General features: G+C 64.0%; 21 protein-coding genes. 16 read left to right on the forward strand and 5 right to left on the reverse strand.

Going from position 1 to position 20,386, the window contains the following annotated elements; genetic code table 11:
• The first annotated feature begins 6 nt into the window (after nt 1-6).
• The 8 genes from COA17_RS16235 to COA17_RS16270 all read left to right on the forward strand — a co-directional run bounded on the left by COA17_RS16235 (nt 7) and on the right by COA17_RS16270 (nt 9,472).
• Complete coding sequence (locus tag COA17_RS16235; protein ID WP_024310687.1) at nt 7-591, forward strand: c-type cytochrome; 585 nt, start codon at nt 7-9, stop codon at nt 589-591.
• Nucleotides 592-616: 25 nt separating this feature from the next.
• Nucleotides 617-1,354, forward strand: coding sequence for a PepSY domain-containing protein (locus COA17_RS16240; protein ID WP_017980780.1), 738 nt, complete (start codon nt 617-619; stop codon nt 1,352-1,354).
• Between the two features lie 133 nt (nt 1,355-1,487).
• On the forward strand, nt 1,488-1,880 hold the full coding sequence (locus tag COA17_RS16245) for a DUF305 domain-containing protein (RefSeq protein WP_042469554.1): 393 nt from the start codon (nt 1,488-1,490) through the stop codon (nt 1,878-1,880).
• Between the two features lie 68 nt (nt 1,881-1,948).
• On the forward strand, nt 1,949-2,401 hold the full coding sequence (locus COA17_RS16250) for a DUF411 domain-containing protein (RefSeq protein ID WP_017980778.1): 453 nt from the start codon (nt 1,949-1,951) through the stop codon (nt 2,399-2,401).
• An 897-nt stretch (nt 2,402-3,298) separates the two neighbouring features.
• Nucleotides 3,299-4,516, forward strand: a complete 1,218-nt coding sequence (locus COA17_RS16255; protein WP_018251210.1) for a TolC family protein — start codon at nt 3,299-3,301, stop codon at nt 4,514-4,516.
• Nucleotides 4,513-6,012 (forward strand): efflux RND transporter periplasmic adaptor subunit, encoded by a 1,500-nt coding sequence (locus COA17_RS16260; protein WP_043060764.1) that lies wholly within the window; start codon nt 4,513-4,515, stop codon nt 6,010-6,012. The genes COA17_RS16255 and COA17_RS16260 overlap by 4 nt, the downstream gene beginning before the upstream one ends.
• On the forward strand, nt 6,009-9,146 hold the full coding sequence (locus COA17_RS16265; protein WP_018251208.1) for an efflux RND transporter permease subunit: 3,138 nt from the start codon (nt 6,009-6,011) through the stop codon (nt 9,144-9,146). Before COA17_RS16260 ends, COA17_RS16265 begins: the two co-directional genes overlap by 4 nt.
• Complete coding sequence (locus tag COA17_RS16270) at nt 9,146-9,472, forward strand: copper-binding protein (RefSeq protein ID WP_017980774.1); 327 nt, start codon at nt 9,146-9,148, stop codon at nt 9,470-9,472. The genes COA17_RS16265 and COA17_RS16270 overlap by 1 nt, the downstream gene beginning before the upstream one ends.
• A 21-nt stretch (nt 9,473-9,493) precedes the next feature.
• Here COA17_RS16270 and COA17_RS16275 read toward each other — a convergent pair whose 3' ends face one another.
• Nucleotides 9,494-10,261 carry a glutaredoxin family protein gene (locus tag COA17_RS16275; RefSeq protein ID WP_017980773.1) on the reverse strand — a complete coding sequence of 256 codons (768 nt, stop codon included), beginning with the start codon at nt 10,259-10,261 and terminating at the stop codon, nt 9,494-9,496.
• Between the two features lie 72 nt (nt 10,262-10,333).
• Between COA17_RS16275 and COA17_RS16280 the strand changes: the two genes are divergently transcribed.
• On the forward strand, nt 10,334-10,738 hold the full coding sequence (locus COA17_RS16280) for a MerR family DNA-binding protein (RefSeq protein WP_101750172.1): 405 nt from the start codon (nt 10,334-10,336) through the stop codon (nt 10,736-10,738).
• A gap of 40 nt (nt 10,739-10,778) precedes the next feature.
• On the opposite strand, the gene COA17_RS16285 is transcribed toward COA17_RS16280, so the two are convergent.
• On the reverse strand, nt 10,779-11,231 hold the full coding sequence (locus tag COA17_RS16285) for a hypothetical protein (RefSeq protein WP_043060763.1): 453 nt from the start codon (nt 11,229-11,231) through the stop codon (nt 10,779-10,781).
• Between the two features lie 292 nt (nt 11,232-11,523).
• Entirely contained in the window at nt 11,524-12,003 is a 480-nt protein-coding gene (locus tag COA17_RS16290; RefSeq protein ID WP_051693705.1) for an acyl-ACP desaturase, read from the reverse strand.
• A gap of 193 nt (nt 12,004-12,196) precedes the next feature.
• Here COA17_RS16290 and COA17_RS16295 point away from each other — a divergent pair, with 193 nt between their 5' ends.
• The 6 genes from COA17_RS16295 (at nt 12,197) to COA17_RS16320 (ending at nt 16,951) form a co-directional block, all read left to right on the forward strand.
• A complete protein-coding gene (locus COA17_RS16295; RefSeq protein ID WP_066707254.1) occupies nt 12,197-12,478 on the forward strand; it encodes a PepSY domain-containing protein in 282 nt (93 codons plus the stop codon).
• 2 nt (nt 12,479-12,480) lie between these two features.
• On the forward strand, nt 12,481-13,083 hold the full coding sequence (locus COA17_RS16300) for a cytochrome b/b6 domain-containing protein (protein WP_066707281.1): 603 nt from the start codon (nt 12,481-12,483) through the stop codon (nt 13,081-13,083).
• Nucleotides 13,064-13,750, forward strand: coding sequence for a response regulator (locus tag COA17_RS16305; protein ID WP_066707257.1), 687 nt, complete (start codon nt 13,064-13,066; stop codon nt 13,748-13,750). Before COA17_RS16300 ends, COA17_RS16305 begins: the two co-directional genes overlap by 20 nt.
• 1 nt (nt 13,751) lies before the next feature.
• Nucleotides 13,752-15,071 (forward strand): sensor histidine kinase, encoded by a 1,320-nt coding sequence (locus COA17_RS16310; protein ID WP_211250653.1) that lies wholly within the window; start codon nt 13,752-13,754, stop codon nt 15,069-15,071.
• A 173-nt stretch (nt 15,072-15,244) separates the two neighbouring features.
• Nucleotides 15,245-15,955, forward strand: a complete 711-nt coding sequence (locus tag COA17_RS16315) for a VIT1/CCC1 transporter family protein (protein WP_066707260.1) — start codon at nt 15,245-15,247, stop codon at nt 15,953-15,955.
• A 351-nt stretch (nt 15,956-16,306) separates the two neighbouring features.
• On the forward strand, nt 16,307-16,951 hold the full coding sequence (locus tag COA17_RS16320) for a recombinase family protein (protein ID WP_037477107.1): 645 nt from the start codon (nt 16,307-16,309) through the stop codon (nt 16,949-16,951).
• A 23-nt stretch (nt 16,952-16,974) separates the two neighbouring features.
• On the opposite strand, the gene COA17_RS16325 is transcribed toward COA17_RS16320, so the two are convergent.
• Nucleotides 16,975-18,408, reverse strand: a complete 1,434-nt coding sequence (locus COA17_RS16325) for a transposase (protein ID WP_231376780.1) — start codon at nt 18,406-18,408, stop codon at nt 16,975-16,977.
• A 331-nt stretch (nt 18,409-18,739) separates the two neighbouring features.
• Between COA17_RS16325 and COA17_RS16330 the strand changes: the two genes are divergently transcribed.
• Complete coding sequence (locus COA17_RS16330) at nt 18,740-19,678, forward strand: replication initiator protein A (protein ID WP_327555633.1); 939 nt, start codon at nt 18,740-18,742, stop codon at nt 19,676-19,678.
• 636 nt (nt 19,679-20,314) lie between these two features.
• Here the strand turns inward: COA17_RS16330 and COA17_RS20180 are convergent.
• Nucleotides 20,315-20,386 (reverse strand): ATP-binding protein (locus COA17_RS20180; protein WP_217991017.1); only part of this gene is annotated, 72 nt, incomplete at its 5' end.

Here is a 20,386-nt window from a genome sequence, read left to right on the forward strand (position 1 = left end):
GAACAGATGGCTCAAGACGGCAGGCGCTCGATAAGGCAGCACTTCCCGAGCCTGCCGTTCGTAGGCGCCCTGGCGATCGTCCTGGCGCTGGGCGCAGCCGCGTTTATCTACCTTGGCGTGTATAACATCGCGGCCGACGAACCGCACACGCCGGCGGTCTATTCAATGCTCGAACGCCTGCGCGATCGGTCGATTGAGGCACGCGCGCGCGGCATAACACCCCCGGCCGATCTGGCATCGGCGCAGCGCGTGTCAGTCGGCGCGGGCCTTTACGGAGAAATGTGTTCCGGTTGCCATCTCGGCCCCGGCGTCGAGAAATCCGAGATGAGCCAGGGCCTCTATCCACAGGCGCCGGAACTCGCGCGCGCTCAAGATCTCACCCCCGCCCAGCAATTCTGGATCATCAAGCACGGGGTGAAGCTCAGCGCCATGCCGGCATGGGGCAAGACGCATCCCGACCCCCTAATTTGGAATATGGTCGCGTTCGTCCGCAAGCTCCCCGGCATGACGCCCGAACAGTATAAGGCACTGGTCGCGAGCGCCCCGGCCGATCACGACGAGATGATGAAGGACATGCCGGGTATGAAGTGACCCCGGCGACGAGGTTGAGGGAGGAGTGGTTCTGAAAAGCGCGAAACTGAGGCTGCATCTACTCGCGAGCCGCACGCACAAATGGCTCGCGATCATCATCGGCGCGCAACTCCTGCTATGGTTCGCAAGCGGCGCCCTGATGAGCTTCCTGCCGATCGATCGGGTGCATGGCGATCACCTCGTTGACCGCAAAGCCGCGGCGCCCCTTCCCCGCGGCAGCACGTTCGCCCCACCATCGGCGATCGTAGGCGCAGCAGATGCGCCCATCGAGGCCATCACCTATCGCATGTGGCTTGGCCGCCCGGTCGCCGAGGTCGCGACAGCCAAGGGAACGCGCCTGTTCGACGCCGCGACGGGCCAAGCGCTGCCAGCACCAACGGCTCGTGAGGCCGAGGAGATCGCGCGTTTGGCATGGCGTGGCGGTGCTCGACCAGCGGCGAAGGTAGAGCGGATCGAGCGCGCCAGCCCCGAATATCGCGGCACGCTCCCCGCCTGGCGCGTCGCGTTCGCCGACCTCGATTCCACCCGCGTCTTTGTCGCGGCCGACACCGGTCGGATCTCGGCTGTCCGAACCGGCACTTGGCGGCTCTACGACTTCTTCTGGGGCCTTCACATCATGGATTGGACGAATCACGAGAACTTCAACACGCCCTGGCTGCTCGCCTTCGCGATCGGTGGGCTTGCGCTTTGGTTAGGGGGGGCAGTGCTTCTCTACATGCGATGGCCCAAAACGCGGCGTCGCAACATCGTGATCGAGGCATAATATACGCGGCTCAGGAGCGTAGCCCTCGGAAATAAAGTCCTGTTTCCTGACAATTTCTCGCGCGTTCTAGCACCCCGGGTGAGGGATAGCCGCCTCGCACGCGTAGAAGTCTTAGAACCCAGGGAGATCAATAATGCGCTTCGCACCAACATTCGCAGCTTTGGCGCTGCTCGCCACGCCCGCCCTCGCGCAGCAGAGCGGCGGAATGCAGGGCATGAACCACGGTCAGATGGCCGGCATGAACCACGACGACATGGCGGGCATGATGGCCGGCAATCCCTACGGCCAGGCCGAGATGGACATGCATCAGAAGATGATGGCGGCCAAGCAGGGCGACGCGGCCGAAATGTGGACGCGCAAGATGATCGAGCATCACCGAGGCGCCATCGCCATGTCGCGCGTTGCGGTGCGTGACGCGCGCGACGCCGAGACCAAGCGCATGGCGCAGATGACGATCACGAAACAGGAAAAGGATATTGCCGAGCTGCAGGCGTGGCTCAGCAAGCACGGCAAGCGCCCGCAATAAGGGAGCGCTGCCCCGCCCTGTCGATCCCCCTACCCCCCGGCAGGGCGGGGATTTCCTTTTAGGAGCTGATGATGAAGAATGGTGTTCGTGGCGCCGTCGCCGCCTTGCTAATGACCATCCCAGCGGTCGCATCGGCCGCGGCCGACATCGCCATGCACCGCGATCCGGGTTGCGGCTGTTGCGAGAAATGGGCGGCGCAGGTGCGTCAGCAGTTCGGCCGCAAGGTCCAGATCATCGACGATGATCGCCGTGAGGTGCTGCAGCGTAAGATCGGCCTGCCCGCTGACCTCGCGTCCTGCCATACCGCGATCATCGACGGCATGGCGTTTGAGGGACATGTCCCGATCGCGGACATGAAGCGCGCGCTGGCCCAGCATCCTAAAGGCGTGCGCGGCTTGGCCGTGGCCGGAATGCCGATGGGCTCACCGGGCATGGAGGTGCCCGGCATGAGAACCCAGCCCTATGACGTCATTGCGTTCGGTGCCGCTGGCCGGCGTGTCTTTGCTAGCCACGGCGCCTAAACGACAGGTTGTCTTGTGAGCGGCAAATCTTCCCCGGCGCTTCATGCCGGCACTACGGCACCCGGCAAACCACCCGTATTGACCTCGGCGTTGACAATTGGGATAGTATCCGGGTGTTGAAAGCTCGTCTTTCTCTCTTGCTTCTTGTTGGAGCGTTGCTTGGCCTTTTGGGCCAAGGAATTGCGTATGCGGCCGGCCCATCGCTCTCACCCAAGATGGCGATGAGCCATGTCACCCCATCCCGCATGGATTGCGCGGGTATGGCGACCCCGGATCCGTCATCGGAACACCCATGCAAAGGACTGACGCTGGCGTGTATCGCCCAAATGGGATGCGTTGTTCCCATGACGTTTGAGGAGCCGGCAAGAGTGCTGAAGCGCTCGATCGCATCTCAAATCGTTATCTGGCCTGCCAGCCGGGCACTTGCCGGCCTCAACGTCGCTCCCGAGCCCGAACCGCCTACCGTTTGATCGAGTCAAGCCGTGTCAGGCTGCAGCCGTTCGCCGGTTGCGGCTCTGCCGATTTTAAATCTCGATCAAATTGGAAAGTGACATGAAAACGTTCATCTTGGCGGTATTTGCCGCTAGCCTCGCCGCGTCGGCAGCGACGGCGGCCACATCTGAAAATAAAAGCAATGGTCATTGGGAGTGGCGTTCCAATTACCAGCCGGGCCCGCGGGCGCCGCTTCAAGCCCCACGTCGCGTATGGGTTACGGACGTTCCCCAGTCGAGCGCCTGCGTGTGCCCGATGATGGAACGCGGTCGCGACGCCTGCATGTCAATGAAGGGCGGCCAGTCAACTTAAGCTGGCGAGCCTGAACAGGTGCCGGGCTCCGATCAACCATTTGGAGCCCGGCCATCATTATGACATGAAGGGACTAGAGGGATGCGCGCATCCATGATGCTCGCGGTCGCCGCGCTCACGACGAGCGCCGCGCACGCGCAGACACTTACCTATGACCAAGCGCTGCGCGATGCGGTTGCCAACGCCCCGGGAGCGGTTGCCGGTCGCGCGGGGGTCAGCGCCGCCCAAGCCGATGCACGTGCGGCGGGAAGCCTTCCGGACCCCCGTGTGTCGATCGGAATCGAGAATTATCCTGTCTCTGGGCCACCCGCCTTCTCCCTATCCAGAGACGACATGACGATGGGGCGTGTCGGTTTCCAACAGGACCTACCCAACCTTGCCAAGCGTCATGCCGCGCAAGCGCAGGCACGCGCCGTGATCGCAACGGCAGAAGCATCGCAAGCGACCAAGCTCCGGGAGGTGCGATTGGGAGCGGGGCAGGCATGGATCGACCTTGCTTATGCCGAGCGTCGACTAGCTGCCCTCGACACCGTTCTGCTATTCCTTCGATCTCTCCCTTCCGCTGCGCGGGCCGCCGTGACGACCGGTTCGGTCCGCCCTGGTCAGACACTGACGACCGATCAGGAGATCGCGGCACTCGACGACCGCCGCGACGAGTTGATGGCCGCCGTTGCGCGCGCCCGCGCGATGCTGGCTCGCTGGACCGGCGTATCGGCGCCCGAGATTGCCGGCGATATGCCCGCGATCGATCTGGCTCCGGCGCGGCTGCGGGACGCGCTCAGCCTTCACTCCGACATGGTTCTCGCCGAGGCCGGTATTCAGCGCGCCCAGGCCGACGTGGATGCGGCGCGAGCGGAGAAGCGACCCGATTGGGGGGTAGAGGTAGCTTATCAACGCCGTGACCCCCGGTATGGCGACATGGTGTCGGCGGGAGTTTCGATGAGCCTGCCGCTGTTCGCTCGATCGCGTCAGAACCCGCGCATCGAAGCCCGCAAATCCGCACAGGCGCAGGCCGAGGCCGCGCGCGAAGAAACCCGGCGCACATTGGCAGCCGATCTGGAGGCCGCGCTGGCGGACCACCAAATGCATCACAGCCAATGGCAGCGCGCGCGCGACGTGCTCCTTCCGCTCGCTCGGAAGCGAGCCGATCTGGAGATAGCGAGCTACTCTGCCGGTCGCGCGAGTCTTGCGGATGCCATCGAAGCCAAGACCGCGCTCGCCGACGCCGAGCTGACCGTGCTCGACCGTGAGGCGCTCGTCGCCGCAGACTCTGTCCGCCTCACCATTACCTTCGGGAGCGCCGATCGATGAGCGACACTACCATTACCCGCGCCCGCCTTGTCACCGCGGTAAGCGCGCTGGTGCTGGTCGCAGGGGGCGTGGGCTTCGGGCTCGCGAAACTTGGCACGTCCTCGGCTGCCGATCAAACGGCATCCCCAGCCCCGCAGAAGAAGATCCTCTACTGGTATGATCCGATGATCCCGGGGGAGCGGCACGACGGCCCGGGTCTCTCGTCGATGAGGATGAAACTGATCCCCCGCTATGCCGACGAGGGCGCAGGCGGTAGCGCCGCACCGGGCGTAGCGATCGATCCGGCCAGCCTCCAGCGGCTCGGCGCGCGGATCGTCACGGTCGAACGCGGATCGTTGTCAAACTCGGCCTCGGCAACCGGCAGCATCGAGTTCAATGACCGCAACGTTGCGGTCGTGCAGGCACGCAGCGGCGGCTTCGTTCAGCGCGTCTATGCGCGCGCGCCAGGCGATGTCGTGCCGGCAGGCGCCCCGCTCGCCGATATCCTTGTGCCCGAATGGGCGGGCGCGCAGGCGGAGTATCTCGCCGTGCGCCGCACCGGGGATGCCGGGCTCACGCGGGCGGCACGAGAGCGCCTGTTGCTTCTCGGGATGCCCGCCGGATCGATTGCATCGGCGGAGTGGCGCGGCCGACCGCAAGGTGTGACGACGATCAGCACGCCCGTGGGGGGCGTCATCAAGACGCTCGGCGTCCGACAGGGGATGACGGTCGCGCAAGGACAGACACTGGCGGAGGTGAACGGCCTCGCCACCGTGTGGCTGAACGCGGCTGTCCCTGAGGCCCTCGCAGGAAACCTGCGGATCGGCACGCCCGTCATCGCCACGCTGGCGGCTTTCCCGGGCGAAAGCTTCAGGGGCCGCATCGCTGCGATCCTGCCCCAGGCCGAGGCAGCGAGCCGCACGCTCACAATCCGCGTCGAGCTCCCCAACCGTGCCGGCCGGTTGCGCCCCGGTATGTTCGCCAGCGTGGCGCTCGACCAGGGGAGCCGCGATGCACTCCTTGTTCCGAGTGAGGCCGTGATCCGGACCGGCCGGCGCACACTCGTCATGTTGGCAGGGCCGGGTGGACGCTTTCGACCCGCCGAGGTTCGCACTGGCGCAGAAGGCGGCGGCAAAACCGAGATAGTCGCCGGCCTGACCGAGGGTGAGAAGGTTGTCGCGTCGGGCCAGTTCCTGATCGACTCCGAAGCGAGCCTCGCTGGCCTCGATGCGCGTCCGATTGGTGTCGAAGCGTCACCCGCAACAAAGCCGGCCGTGAAACCCACCGCGTCGATCTACGAGACGGTCGGCAGCATCGAGGCGATCGATCGCAGTTCCGTCACCCTGTCCCATCAGCCCGTTCCGGCGATCGGCTGGCCGGCCATGACAATGACGTTCCGCGTCGCCGATCCCGCGTTGGTGCGTGGGTATCGCAAGGGTGAGCGGGTGCGGTTCGGCTTTGATCAACCCGCCGATGGTCCAACGCTGCGCCGCATGACGCGCGAGGCTGGGCGATGATTGCCGCGATCATCCGCTGGTCGGTCGCGAACCGCTTCCTCGTCGTCCTGGCGGCCATCGCGCTCGCCATGGCCGGGGTGTTCGCAATGCGTGCCACCCCCGTCGATGCGCTCCCCGACCTGTCCGACACGCAGGTCATCATCCGCACGAGCTGGCCGGGCCAAGCCCCGCAGATCGTCGAGAACCAGGTGACGTATCCGCTCACCACGACGATGCTGTCCGTGCCTGGCGCGAAAACCGTGCGCGGCTATTCGTTCTTCGGCGACAGCTACGTCTATGTCCTCTTCGAGGATGGGACCGACCTCTATTGGGCGCGCTCACGCGTGCTGGAGTATCTGAGCCAGGTGCAGGGACGGCTTCCCCAAGGCGCGCAGGCCGCGCTGGGTCCTGATGCGACGGGGGTCGGCTGGGTCTATGAATACACGCTGTTGGACCGCACCGGCCGCCGTGACCTGTCGCAGCTCCGATCCTTGCAGGACTGGTTCCTACGTTATGAACTGAAAACGCTGCCCGGCGTTGCGGAGGTGGCGAGCATCGGCGGAATGGTGAAGCAATATCAGGTGCTGCTCGACCCGACGCGGCTCGCCGCATTCGGTGTCACGCACACTCAGGCCGTCGATGCCATTCGCCGCGCCAATCAGGAGGCCGGCGGGTCCGTCCTCGAGCTGGGCGAAGCCGAATATATGGTGCGCGCGTCAGGTTACTTGCGCACCGTCGACGATTTCCGCGCGATCCCGCTCAAGGTCGCCGGTGCCGGCGTCCCCGTTACCTTGGGCGACGTCGCGTCGATCCAGATCGGCCCCGAGATGCGCCGCGGCATCGCCGAGCTGAACGGCGAAGGCGAGGTCGCGGGCGGAGTCGTCATCCTGCGTCAGGGCAAGAATGCACGGCAGACGATCGAAGCCGTCAAGGCCAAGCTCGCGGAACTGAAAGCGAGCCTTCCCCCCGGCGTCGAGATCGTCACCACCTATGACCGCTCGCAATTGATCGACCGCGCGGTGGAGAATTTGACGGGCAAGCTGATCGAGGAGTTCGTCGTCGTCGCGATCATCTGCGGGTTGTTTCTGTGGCATGTCCGGTCTGCGCTGGTCGCGATCGTCACCTTGCCTCTGGGGGTGCTCGCGGCCTTGCTCGTCATGCGTGTGCAGGGGGTGAACGCCAACATCATGTCTTTGGGCGGTATCGCCATCGCGATCGGCGCGATGGTCGATGCCGCGATCGTGATGATCGAGAACGCGCACAAGCGGATCGAGCGATGGGAACACGACCATCCGGGCGTGGCGCTGGCGGGCGAGGAACGCTGGCGCGTCATCACCGAGGCCGCGGCCGAGGTCGGGCCGGCGCTGTTCTTCAGCCTCGTCATCATCACGCTGTCGTTCGTGCCGGTGTTCACGCTCGAAGCGCAGGAGGGACGGCTGTTCGCCCCGCTCGCCTTCACCAAGAGCTATGCGATGGCGGCAGCGGCGATCCTGTCGGTAACGCTCGTGCCGGTCCTGATGGGATGGCTGATCCGGGGACGCATTCCGGCCGAGAACGACAACATTATCAACCGCGTGCTCACCCGTGCCTATCGCCCGGCGCTCGACCGCGTGTTGGCGCGGCCTTGGGCGGCGATCGGCATCGCCGCCCTGGTACTGGCGACGACGGCATGGCCGCTGACCCGATTGGGTGGCGAGTTCATCCCGACGATGGATGAGGGCGATCTGCTCTACATGCCGTCCGCGCTTCCCGGCCTTTCGGCCGCGAGCGCCTCGGCCCTGCTCCAGCGCACAGACCGGCTGATAAAAACCGTTCCCGAGGTCAAAACCGTGTTCGGCAAAGCCGGGCGCGCCGAGACCGCGACCGACCCGGCACCGCTCGAGATGTTCGAGACGACCATCCAATTCAAGCCGCGCGATCAATGGCGCGCGGGGATGACGCCGGCAAAGCTGGTGGAGGAGCTGGACCGCACAGTGCGCGTGCCCGGCCTCACGAACGTATGGGTGCCTCCGATCCGCAATCGGATCGATATGCTCGCGACCGGCATCAAGAGTCCCATCGGGGTGAAAGTGTCGGGGTCCAACCTCTCCGAGCTGGACCGCATCGCCGGCAGCATCGAACGTGTCGCCAGGACCGTGCCGGGCGTCAGCTCGGCATTGGCAGAACGGTTGACCGGAGGCCGCTATGTCGATGTCGATATCGATCGGGTGACCGCGGGGCGCTACGGTCTCAACATCGCCGATGTGCAGGAGATTGTGTCCGGCGCGATCGGCGGCGAGACGATCGGCCAGACGGTGGAGGGCCTTGCCCGCTACCCGATCAGCGTCCGCTACCCCCGCGAGCTGCGTGACAGTCTGGAGGGACTGCGAACTCTCCCAATCGTCACCGCATCGGGTCAGCAGATCACACTCGGCACCGTCGCATCCGTGTCGATCGCGGAAGGTCCACCGATGCTCAAGACGGAAAATGGTCGACTCTCGACATGGGTCTATGTCGACGTGCGCGGGCGCGACCTGGCCTCCACGGTCGCCGATCTGCGCCGTGCTGTTGGCAAAGATGTTCGGCTCAGCCCCGGCGTCTCGATCGCCTATTCCGGACAATTCGAGTATCTGCAGCGTGCCGAGGCTCGGTTGATGCTCGTCGTGCCGGCGACACTCGCGATCATCTTCCTTCTCCTCTACCTTACCTTCGGTCGCCTCGACGAGGCGGCGCTTATCATGGGCACACTGCCCTTCGCGCTGACCGGCGGCATCTGGACATTATGGCTGCTCGGCTATGCGCAATCGGTCGCCACAGGTGTCGGGTTCATCGCGCTCGCCGGCGTGTCGGCGGAGTTCGGCGTCGTCATGCTGATCTACCTGAAACACGCATTGGCCGAGCGCGGGCCGTCACCGTCGGGCGAGCAAGTATCGGAAGCGATCAGGGAGGGCGCGCTGTTGCGGGTACGTCCCAAGGCGATGACCGTCGCTGTCATCGTCGCCGGGCTGTTCCCCGTGCTGATCGGGCATGGCGCCGGATCGGAGGTGATGAGCCGGATCGCCGCGCCGATGATCGGTGGAATGCTGACCGCCCCTTTCCTCTCCATGTTCATCCTGCCAGCCGCCTACTTGCTCTTGCGGCGGCGAGCTTCAACCCGCCCCGAAAGGAAGATCTGATGAAAGCCACTTTCTCCATGCGCGCCGCATTCATGCTACTAGTCACGCCGATCGCAGCGAGCGCTCTTGCTCAAGGCAGCAGGCCGGCTGCATCGGCTGTAAAATCCGGCAGCGGATCGGGGACGATCACTGCCGTCGACGCGAAAGGTGGAACCGTAACCATCAAGCACGGCCCGATCCCGACGATCGGCTGGCCCGCAATGACGATGACCTTCCGGGCATCCCCCCCGACCCTGCTCAAGGGACTGCGGTCGGGGCAGCGGGTCGCATTCACCGCCAAGGCGAAGGGTATGACGGCAGAAGTTACGGCGATCAGCCCGCATTGACGACGCGTGCCGACCTTCGCGTCAGTGCGCCATCGCCAGCACGGGCGGCGCAGCGATCATCCACAGCGCCATCGCGACCATCATCAGGTTTTCGGTGAGCGAGATGAAGCCGAGCGGCACGTTGCTGTCCCCGCCCACGCACGCGCATTTCAGCTCACGCTTGTCGATGTAGACGGCCTTGAACACCGACACCGCGCCGATCGTACCGATAACGAGCGCGACGGGCACCGACAGCCAGGTCAACGCGCCGGCTGCCATCAGGACGCCCGCCGCTCCTTCCGCGTAGGGATAGACATAGGAATAGGGCACCCAGCGCTTCGCGAGCAGATCGTAGTTGAGGAACATGCTCGAGAAGCTCTCGACGTTCTGGAGCTTGAGCATCGCCAGAGCGCACATCGAGAACGCGATGAACCATTCACCCGCCCGCACCGTGAAGGGCGTGCCGAGTACCGCATAGCTGGCGGCGAGCGCCATCAGCGCCGTCATCGCGAACACGGCAATCACCGGGCGATAGGTGACGGCCTTGGGGTCGCGGACCATCTTGCCGAAGAAGCGGCGCAGATCGTCATAGCCGCCGACCCGCTCCCCGGCGATAAAGATCTGCGGGGTCGTCTTGACGCCGTGCTTCGCCTTGAAAGCGTCGGTTTCTTCCCGCGTCATCAGCCAATGGTCATCGACCGCATAGCCTTCCCGGCGCAGAAGATCCTTCGCCTTCAGCCCGAAAGGGCAGGTATGTTCCGGCATCACCATCCGGTAGATCGTCGCCTGTTTGGCGGGGGCGCTCGCCATGCCGCTTCTCCAATATCCTCGCCCCGCCTATATAGGGTCCGTACCATAGTACGGAGTCAAGGCATGACCGGCATGACGATCGCGGCGCTCGCGCGCGAGGGCGGCGTCGGCGTCGAAACGGTGCGCTACTATCAGCGTCGCGGTTTGCTGGACGAGCCAGACCGGCCGACCGGGGCTGGCGCCGGAGGCGGCATCCGGCGCTACGGCACCGATGACGCCCGCCGCCTTCGCTTCATCCGCTCGGCGCAGGCAGCCGGTTTCACGCTCGAGCAGATCGGTGAGCTTCTGGCGCTGGATGCGACCGACGATCGCGCGCGTGCGCGCCAGCTCGCCCATGAGCAGATGGCGGCGCTGGATGCGAAGATCGCCGAGCTTGAACAGGCGCGTGCTTCGCTGCGTCGGCTTGCCAGCGAGTGCGGCTCGGGATCGGCAGGGCCGTGCCCAATCCTGACAGCGTTCGATTCACCGACTGAGTGATCTTTGATTAGCTCCCAGGCGGTCAGCAGGAGATTTCGGATCAGGCAAATAGATCGCCGATCGCACGCATACGGAAGGCGTTGATCCACCGACGTCGGCGATGCTCGCTGGCGTCGTGGCGCATGTGGCACCGCTGGCAGAGTGCAGCGAGGTTGCGTGGTCGGTTATCGCTCGGATCATGGTTCAGATGCGCGCTAGCAAGAACCACGCGCGTGATCCGCACTTGTGAAGGTGGATCAATGCCGACGAAGCCAGGTTGCGCGCATAAGAGGGCGTCGGGCGGCGGCAGGCGGCGAACGCACCTGCCCTGCCCGTTGCGCCACCTGCTTATGTCCTCATCCCACCAAACACCATCGCCCAGATGCAGCACATGACGACCATGCGGGCGCTGACAATGTTCGCAGCGTCCTTTGGCGCGGCCAAACCGGATGAAGGCAGATAGTTCACGCCAGTCAATCGGGTAGAGCCAGCGATGTTCACGCGCGATTGGCATAACAATTCTATGATTCAGTATCGTGGAGAACGAAAGCAGAAAACAGCAGTGACTCAACTTATCCATTACGGCTAGGTCACTAAGCGATTAGCTGACTTGGCTACTCAAGGAATGGTGTCAAAACCGTTCGTGGCTGTTGAAAATCTCGCGTTCGAATTGATGTTGCGCGATTAGGGCACTGAGCGCTCTTTCAGGCCCCATTCGGCGGGCGTGTGTTAAAAACCTATCGAACGATCCCGATTTGATGCGCCGGCCCGCCGGGGGGATGGCCGGGCCGGCGCCTGCAGCTGGCTTAGCGACGGGGGAGCTTTGCCAGGGCAGCCTTGTAAGCCGCGTAATGCGTGCCTTCGTCGACCGCGATCTGGCGGAACATCTGCGCCACCTTCTTGTCGCCGGCCGCTTCCGCCTCCTTGGCGAAATTCACGTACATCGTGACATTCTCGTAGTGCTCGCCCTTCATGGCATCTTCGAGGTTCACATTGTTGCTGCTGCCGAGCCGCAGCGCCTGCGCTTCGCGATCGAAGTGCTCGTTGGCCTCGACGTTGGCCGATGCGCGGAAGAGCTTGGCGAGTTCGGGCTTTCCCGCCGCCTGCGCCTGGTCGGCGTACCGCAGATACTTCAGGTTGGCATAAGCCTCCCCGTGCATCGCGGCTTCGAGGTTCGCCCGCGTGCTGGCGGCTAGCGGGCGGGTCGGCGCCGACGGCGCGGCGGTCACGCTGACGGCGAAAATGGTCGCGGCACCGGCGGCAGCGACGATCAGGGACTTCATCATGGTCGATACTCCATTGCCGCCGGAAGTGCGGCTGCCCCGCTATCGACCCCGGTCCTGACGACGACCTGACAGGTCCGCGGCAACCGCATTCTCGAGCCGTCGGAAAAACTCGCTGTGCCGTCAGGTTTCGGTCAGGCGGTGCTGCGATCTCCCGGTCATCGAGGCTATCCCGCCTCTGACAGGAGCTCGTTCGATGATCCGATTTGCCCCCTTGAAGGTCGCAGCCTTTCTCGCCGCCGTCGCAGCTGCGCCGATGGCGATGGCGTCGCCCGTCTGCACCAAGGCGCCTCAGGCCAAATGGATGACGCCGGCACAAATGAAAGGCCGCGTCGCCAAGATGGGCTATCGCGACGTCAAGGTCTTTCAGGTGTCCGGCAGCTGCTACGAAATCTACGCCCACACCAAGGACGGCAAGCGCGCCGAGGTCTATTTCAACCCGGTGAACGGCGCGGTCGTTCAGAACAACGTCGACTGACGATGAGCCACGTCGCTCCAGCGGCTCCTTCCCGAGACCCTGCTCGCAACCGCGGCAGGGTCAAGGTCTGGGACCCGATCGTCCGCATCTTTCACTGGACCGTGGTAGGAGGTGTGATCGCCAACCTGACGTTCCTTCGGCATGAGGAGCCGCCGCATATCTATGTCGGCTACGTTGTCGTCACGGCGCTGGCGATCCGGCTGATCTGGGGTGTTATCGGCCGGCGTTACGCGCAATTCGCCAGCTTCGTGCCAGGCCCGTTCGTGTTGCTGCGCTATTTTCGCGCGATGGCTGCCCGGCGCGAGCCGCGCTACATCGGGCACAACCCGGCCGGAGGCGCAATGATCGTCGTCCTCCTTGTCCTGCTGGCGACGGTGGGGACCAGCGGATGGATGATGGGGCTCGACCAATTCTGGGGTGTGGGCTGGGTCGAGACGTTGCACGAAACCGCCGCCAATGTTCTGATCGGCGCGGTAGCCCTGCATGTCATCGGTGCGATCGTCGAGAGCGTGCGGCACCGGGAAAACCTGCCGCTGGCGATGGTCACTGGCTACAAACGTGCACCAACGGGGACCGACATCGACCATGCGCCTGCTGCTGATTGAAGACAACGCCCGGCTCGGCAGCCTGGTTCGGGACGGCCTGATCCCGCAGGGTTTCGCGGTCGATTGGGTCGAGACCGTCGAGGACGCCGAGCTGGCGATGAAGGTGGCGACATATGACCTGCTACTGGTCGACCTTGGCTTACCCGATGGAGACGGCTTGGACATCGTCCGCCGTTCCCGCCGGGACAAGAATGCGACGCCGATCCTTGTCCTGACCGCGCGAGGTGGCCTCGACGATCGCGTCACCGGACTCGACGCGGGCGCTGACGACTATCTGGTGAAGCCGTTCCAGATTCCCGAGCTCGCGGCGCGGTGTCGTGCCCTGCTGCGACGACCCGGGGCGTCGCTCGGCACCCAGCTCGCCGCGGGCAACGTCGTGCTCGATTGTGCCTCACGGTCGGCCGACGTGGGCGGCGTCGCGATCGACGCGACGCCGCGTGAAATCAACCTGCTCGAAGTTCTGCTCCGCCGCGCCGGACACGTCGTCGCCAAGCCGGCGCTTGAGAATACGCTATATGCGATGGACGCCGAGGTAACGCCCAATGCGTTGGAAGCGGCAGTATCGCGGCTGCGCAAGCGCCTGACCGCCGCCGGGGCGGACGTGCAGGTCCGCACCGTGCACGGCGTCGGCTATGCGCTGTTCGCGCCAAGCGTATCTGGTGAATAGGATGGACGCGGTTCGGCCAAGGCGACGGCCCCCTACGCTGTTCCGACAGATTGCGGCGCGTCTGGCGGCGTTCACGCTGCTGTTCGCAGCACTCGACGTCGGGATCGTCGTGTTCACCTACAGTCGCCAGCCCGAATCGCTCGCGCAGGAATTGCTGACGCTTGAAGCGACGAAGGCTCAGGCAGGCGGCGTGCTGTCGCCCGACCTGCTAACCGGACCGCCGGGGGCCGAATCCTGGTCCGCGCGCTATGTCGAACCGGGATCACCCGAACTCCGGCGGGTAGGGGAAACCGGGATCGACGGCGCGTCAACCCTGGTCGACTGGACGCGGCGCGAACAGACTCCTCGCGGCTATCGGATATCGGGCGTTCGCGCGATCGATCGCGGCGAGGAGCGGCGATGGCTGGCGATGCAGTTCGAGGGCGACGGCATCCGCCCCTATGTGCCGGTGATCGTGAACGAGATCATTCAGCACGTGATGCTGCCGCTGATCCCGTTGTCGCTGTTGCTGTTGCTGTTCAACGTCTTCGCCGTCCGCCGGGTGCTCCAACCGCTCCGCCATGCCGAGCGCGAAGTGGACGCGCTGGAACCCGACAACACCCTGCTTCGCCTTTCGGAGCCGAGTGAGCCGCGAGAGGTCAACACGCTCGTCAGTGCCGTCAATCGGGCGCTCGGTCGGCTCGATGCAGCGATGGCGACTCTGCGGGAGTTCACTGCCAACGCCGCACATGAGCTGCGCACACCGTTGTCGATCATGCAGCTATCGCTCGATCGGCTCCCCGCAGGCAAGCAACGGGACGAACTGCAGGCCGATGCGCGGCACCTGACCCGTCTCGTCGAACAGATGCTCGATCTCGCCCAAGCCGACGCGCTGGCCCTCGATGGCCACGTTGCCATCGATATCGCCGACATCGGCCGGGACGTCGTGGCCGCGATGGCGCCAAAGGTGTTCGCGGCGCAGCGTGATCTACGTTTCGAGAGCTTCGGCGACACCGCGGCGATCGGGCACCCGGAAGCGATCTTCCGCATCTATCGCAACCTGATCGACAATGCGCTGTCACACGCGCCCGGCGTCACGCCCATCGACGTAAGCGCGGGACCCGGTCCACAGCTGACGGTCCGTGACTACGGGCCGGGGATTGCAGAGGTCGATCTTCCGCACGTGTTTGACCGCTTCTGGCGCAAGGATCGCCGCAGCTCTACCGGAGCGGGCCTAGGCCTTGGCATCGTGCAACGGTTGACCGAAGCGCATGGTGGAACGGTCAGCGTCGAAAACGCGACAGGCGGGGGTGCTTCGTTTCGCGTCCGACTCGAGGTCTAGCCTTGAAATTACGGGAGCCATCGCTTTCGTCAGCTGTTCGTCAGGCCCGTGCCGCAACGCACCTGGCGTAGCTACATCGCTCCATCATCCCTGCACTGCTGTCCGGAGCCAAATACAATCCAATTCCCGCCCACTCGGCGGCTCACCGAGTTCGACATACTTTAGGATAGCCAATGACGACCGACGCCATCGATCACGCGCCAGGAGAACATCATCTCGTCCACCGTACAGGCTGGCTTCGCGCAGCGGTGCTCGGTGCCAACGACGGAATCATTTCTGTTTCAAGCCTGATCGTCGGTGTCGCAGCCGCGCCAGGCTCGACTGCGAGCACAGTCCTTGTTGCGGGGGTAGCAGCATTGGTCGGGGGTGCACTGGCGATGGCGGCGGGCGAATATGTTTCGGTCAGTTCGCAGGCGGATACCGAGAACGCTGACCTTGCGCGGGAATCGGCCGAGTTGGAACGTTCGCCCGTGACCGAAACGCGGGAACTGGCCGCAATCTATGAAGGGCGTGGCGTCGAGCCGTCGCTAGCGATTCAGGTGGCCGAACAGATGATGGCACATGACGCTCTGGGAGCGCATCGCCGTGATGAGCTTGGCCTTGCTGACGACGGCGCATCGCAGCCGATGCAGGCCGCGGTATCCTCGGCCTTGGCATTTGCCGCCGGCGCGATCCTACCCGTGATCGCTGCATTAGCACCGCATAGCGCTGTGCTTTATGCGGTACCAGCAACGGCATTGGTGCTGCTTGGCGTGCTGGGTGCGCTTGGAGCGAAGGCGGGCGGCGCCCCGATCGGGCGCGCCATGATCCGGGTGGTTTTACTGGGTGTCCTTGCGATGGGGATGACGGCCCTTATTGGGGCTTTCACCGGGACGGTGGTTTAAAAGCTTTTCGTTGCCCGCGGCGATGCGACACTAGTCCGCACCGCTACGTCCCGAAAACGAGTAAGCAAACGCATCGCCACCCACGCCTATGGTCAGCCCCCCCTTTCGCAAAGCTGATCGTATCCGGCACCACGCTAATTTGTTGCCGAAGTTTCCCGAAGCCTCCACCGTAACTGTCTTTGGCCGTGAAGCGACGGGGCACTCACAGCGCACACCAACCGCCAGAAAAACGACCGGTTTTCTGGCGGTAGCGGTTTTTGCCTCATCGAAGCTTCCTAGCGGTCGGAATACCCGTTGCGGAAACCACCGGCACATTGCAGGGTGTTAGATATCTTTTCTGGCGGGGTGATGATGCTCATCGGATATGTGAGGGTATCCAAGGCTGACGGATCGCAGACGCTGTCACCGCAGCGCGACGCGCTGCTATCCGCCGGCGTCGATGCCTCACGCATTTATGAGGATCTCGCGTCGGGTCGTCATGATGCGCGTCCTGGCCTGACTGCCTGTCTCAAGGCGTTGCAGCCCGGCAATACACTGGTGCTCTGGAAACTGGATCGCCTCGGACGTGACCTGAGGCATTTGGTCATCACCGCCGAGGCGCTGCGTGAGCGCGGCATCGGGTTGAAGGTACTGACTGGCGCCGGCGCGCAGATTGACACCACCACCGCCAACGGCCGCCTGGCTTTCGGCATCTTTGCCGCCTTCGCCGAGTTCGAGCGCGAGCTTATCGCCGAGCGCACACAGGCCGGCCTTGCTGCGGCACGCGCGCGGGGGCGCATGGGAGGGCGGCCCCGCAAGATGGACAAGGCAACGCTGGCGATGGCGATGGCCGCCATGTCCGATCGTAACGCGATCGCAGCTGATGTCGCGCGCCGTCTCGGGATGACGACGACGACACTCTATATGTACGTGAACGGTGACGGCACGCCCAAGGCGCCGGGCCAGGCACTGCTTGACGGTGTGCCGTACCGCAAAGAACGACTGCGCGCCGCGTGATGAAGCACGCCGCGCTTCAGCGATCAGGCATATTGCCGAGCGGGCGAGACGATCACGTCATGTTCGATCGACCGGGCCGAGATGGCGGCCGGGGTGAGGGCTGCGGGAACGCAGACACCTCTGCGCGGCTTGCCGATCAGCCGACGTGGTCGCGCCAGTATCATCAGGTTCATTACCGCCGCGCCGATCAGGAACTCTTCTTCCGCTCCGCGGATGCCGCGCAGGTGAAGCCGCCTCATGCCATGCTTGCCCTTGGCGTCGGCGAAGAACCGTTCGACCCCGCGCCGCAACCGCATAGACCGCTTGTAGAGCCCGGTTTCCACTTCGGCTCTGGCAAGATCGCGAACGTCTTCATCGTCCAGTCGAACCAGGGTACGACGCCGCGACGTCGTGCATTTCTTCCGAAGCACGCACGCCTCGCAATCCCGAACATCCGCCGCGTAACGGTGTACGCCGGTGGGAGGATGGAAGGCATGGTGCCGGAGCGTCTTGCCGGTCGGGCAGGTAAAGCTGTCGGTGCCACGATCATAGCTGAAGGCCGTTCGCGGCAGCTTGCCCTTGGTCTGCTGCGTCCGGTCGATCACGGGGATGTGTGGGGTTGCGCCGTGATCCCGCACGAAGCCGAGGAAGTTCGCGCTGCCATAGGCTTTATCGGCCGCGACCCGCTTGGGGCGATAATCAAACCGATCGGCCGACCGCTCGAGCATGACGCGCCCCGCATCAACTTCCTCCGCGAAGCGAGCTGGTGTCGCCTCGACATCGAGCGCGACGCCACTCGGGGTGTCGACCAGCGCATTCAAGGCGTAGCCGAACCGGCCACGCACCGTTCGCGCCGACCAGGCCGCGGCAGGGTCCGTTCGAGAGATGCCTTGGCAGCTTTTCGACCGCGCCATTTCAAAGACGGCATCTCCTGTGTCGTGCACCCACTCCCTAACCGCGCGCGACGCGTTGGCGACATACGGCAGGTAGCCGGGAACGGTCTTGCGCTGCCAGCTCGCATCAGCCGCTATGAACGACGCATCGATCGCGGCGTCTTTTCCGCCAATCAGTCCTTCTCTGATGCAGCGTCTCACCGTGCTCTCGAACAGGATCCGGAACACGTTGGCATCGCGGAAGCGACCATGGCGGTTCTTGCTGAACGTGGAGTGGTGCGGAACCTTGTCTCCCGGCGCGAGACGGCAGAACCAGCGATAGGCCAGATTGTAGCGCAGCTCCTCACACAGCCGCCGTTCGGACGCGATCGCGAAGATGCGGCCGATCAGCGTCATGCGGATGAGGAGTTCGGGATCGATCGATGGTCTTCCCCGTGCGCTGTAATGACCGGCCAGTGCCTGTCTCAACTCGCCGATGTCGAGCCATCGATCGACGCGACGCAGCAGGTGGTCTGTGGGCAACATGGCTTCTACGGTGCGGAAGGACGCCCCTTCCCGCTTACTGCGACAGGCTGGTCCCATCATAGCGACGCTCCTTTCGATAGGGGTGAAACGAAGGAGCAACCCGGCATGTCCGGCATTTTTCAACAGGCCCGGTCGTTTGCGACGACGCACAACAGCGCCGGTGCGGGTCTGCTAGGCGTAGTCGATAGTACGAAGTTGGACCGAACCGGCGGGCACCCTCCCCTCGGAAGGCTGCGTTTTCCGCCCGAAACCCGCCTGAAGTTCGTGGTATCGCCTACGCCTGACCCCACGGCCGACCTTACGGGTCGACCAGCTCGTGGTATCGCCTACGCCTATGGTGTCGCCGCGGTTGGAACGCGCGCGAGCCGACTGGTTGACGACGGAGTTGGTCATGCCGAAGAGTAAGGCAGCCGAACCAGGCCTCTCGAAAGATCGGGCGCCGACCGGCACTGCCAAAGACGCAGTGGTTCCGATGCAAGGCGACCTCTTCTCCATGGACAGCCCGCTACGCGGTGGTGTTCATGGCGAGCTATCGCTGATGGCATACCCCTTCTTCGCGCTTACGAAGCAGGCATGGATGAAGCCGCTTGCCTACAGTACCGGCGAGATCAGTATCGAGGTGCAGCCTGGCCATAAGGGTGTCGCCAACATCTACGATAAAGAGGTCATCCTCTACATCGCCAGCCTTATGGCTGCGAAGATCGAGAATGGCGAGCCAGTAAGCCAAAACTTCCAGTTCACTGCCAATGACTTCTTCCGGGTCACCGGAGCTACCCCGTCGTCCAACGCGTACACAAGATTGTACGAGGCATTGGAACGACTGCAGAGCACTCAGATCAAGACTGACATCGAGACTGGCGGCGAGGGTGAAGCGGGATTCTTCTCCTGGGTCGAGACCGCCCGCCTTCAATATACCAAGACGCGAACCGGCGAGCGCAGGCTCAAGGCCGTGAATGTTCGTCTTTGCGACTGGCTGTTTCGGGCGATCCTCAAGGATCGAAGTGTCATGCAATACGCACCCAGCTATTTCCAGCTGAGCCCGATCAACCGTCGACTCTATGAAGTCGCTTGCTTCCTGCGCTTCTCCGGCGTGACCTCGATAAGGTTGGGTGATCTACAACACCAGATCGGCCACCAGAGCCTGACCCGCCTCTTCAAGCCTTACGTTGTCGAGGCTGCAAACGGTACAGTCCCGGGCTTCGAGTTTTCCATCCAAGCGGCCGAAGGCGCCTCGAAAAGCAGCAAGGTCTCGGACGAGGTTGTTGTCATACGCGAGGTTCCGACTGTCCTGGCGCCGATGAAGCGATCGAAATCCGGATCAGACAACTGATCGGATTCGATCACGACAGTCGGAGAGGCGACTCAATCCCCCTGCCCGCCTTATCAGCACTGCCGATCTCGTCGAAGGCCAACCACCATTCTCTTAGGCGTAGTCGATACCACGAACTTTGCCGTCTCTTAGGCGTAGTCGATACCACGAACTTTGCCGTGCAGCGTAGTCGATACCACGAAGTTATCGCTGCGGGCGTAGTCGATACCACGAATCTTTTCCGGCGAGCGTAGCCGATACCACGAATCCTCGTGGTTTCTTAACCTTTGCATCTGCGGCACTGTGCTCGGGCGACCTTCCGTCGCATTTTCTGGAGCTATGACCGTGGCCACATAAACGAATGCCCGGCACGAAGGCCGGGCACCCTGGAACCGTAAGATGGGCAGCGTCGCCAAACGCTGACCGGTCCGCGATAGACCTCCCATTTAGACGATCCTGACACCCGGTTCAAGGGAGCGCGATTGTCAATCGGCGTCCAAAAAGGACCCCCTATCGGCGTCCAAAAGGGACCCCGTTTGTCGAGCGGTGTGACGGGTATGGCGGGCGTGCCGTTCGCGCTGGTTGCGGCGTAGGGCGGGCGTAGCCCGACCGGAGGCGCAACCAGCGCGAAGCATCTTCTGCCGGTGGTCCCGCGCGTCAGCTGCGGTGCTTGAATCGCCAGCTGTCGTTGCCGGTCTCGACGATGTCGCAGTGGTGGGTAATGCGGTC

Origin of the sequence: Sphingomonas ginsenosidimutans, from assembly GCF_002374835.1 — a bacterium.
GTDB classification, from domain to species: Bacteria; Pseudomonadota; Alphaproteobacteria; order Sphingomonadales; family Sphingomonadaceae; genus Sphingomonas; species Sphingomonas ginsenosidimutans.

Bases quoted from the DNA above. Each gene is read 5' to 3' on its own strand.
- COA17_RS16235 (WP_024310687.1), top strand. From the start codon at position 7: ATGGCTCAAGACGGCAGGCGCTCGATAAGGCAGCACTTCCCGAGCCTG.
- COA17_RS16245 (WP_042469554.1), top strand. From the start codon at position 1,488: ATGCGCTTCGCACCAACATTCGCAGCTTTGGCGCTGCTCGCCACGCCC.
- COA17_RS16250 (WP_017980778.1), top strand. From the start codon at position 1,949: ATGATGAAGAATGGTGTTCGTGGCGCCGTCGCCGCCTTGCTAATGACC.
- COA17_RS16255 (WP_018251210.1), top strand. From the start codon at position 3,299: ATGATGCTCGCGGTCGCCGCGCTCACGACGAGCGCCGCGCACGCGCAG.
- COA17_RS16260 (WP_043060764.1), top strand. From the start codon at position 4,513: ATGAGCGACACTACCATTACCCGCGCCCGCCTTGTCACCGCGGTAAGC.
- COA17_RS16265 (WP_018251208.1), top strand. From the start codon at position 6,009: ATGATTGCCGCGATCATCCGCTGGTCGGTCGCGAACCGCTTCCTCGTC.
- COA17_RS16270 (WP_017980774.1), top strand. From the start codon at position 9,146: ATGAAAGCCACTTTCTCCATGCGCGCCGCATTCATGCTACTAGTCACG.
- COA17_RS16275 (WP_017980773.1), bottom strand. From the start codon at position 10,261: ATGGCGAGCGCCCCCGCCAAACAGGCGACGATCTACCGGATGGTGATG.
- COA17_RS16280 (WP_101750172.1), top strand. From the start codon at position 10,334: ATGACGATCGCGGCGCTCGCGCGCGAGGGCGGCGTCGGCGTCGAAACG.
- COA17_RS16285 (WP_043060763.1), bottom strand. From the start codon at position 11,231: ATGCCAATCGCGCGTGAACATCGCTGGCTCTACCCGATTGACTGGCGT.
- COA17_RS16290 (WP_051693705.1), bottom strand. From the start codon at position 12,003: ATGATGAAGTCCCTGATCGTCGCTGCCGCCGGTGCCGCGACCATTTTC.
- COA17_RS16295 (WP_066707254.1), top strand. From the start codon at position 12,197: ATGATCCGATTTGCCCCCTTGAAGGTCGCAGCCTTTCTCGCCGCCGTC.
- COA17_RS16300 (WP_066707281.1), top strand. From the start codon at position 12,481: ATGAGCCACGTCGCTCCAGCGGCTCCTTCCCGAGACCCTGCTCGCAAC.
- COA17_RS16305 (WP_066707257.1), top strand. From the start codon at position 13,064: ATGCGCCTGCTGCTGATTGAAGACAACGCCCGGCTCGGCAGCCTGGTT.
- COA17_RS16310 (WP_211250653.1), top strand. From the start codon at position 13,752: ATGGACGCGGTTCGGCCAAGGCGACGGCCCCCTACGCTGTTCCGACAG.
- COA17_RS16315 (WP_066707260.1), top strand. From the start codon at position 15,245: ATGACGACCGACGCCATCGATCACGCGCCAGGAGAACATCATCTCGTC.
- COA17_RS16320 (WP_037477107.1), top strand. From the start codon at position 16,307: ATGCTCATCGGATATGTGAGGGTATCCAAGGCTGACGGATCGCAGACG.
- COA17_RS16325 (WP_231376780.1), bottom strand. From the start codon at position 18,408: ATGATGGGACCAGCCTGTCGCAGTAAGCGGGAAGGGGCGTCCTTCCGC.
- COA17_RS16330 (WP_327555633.1), top strand. From the start codon at position 18,740: ATGCCGAAGAGTAAGGCAGCCGAACCAGGCCTCTCGAAAGATCGGGCG.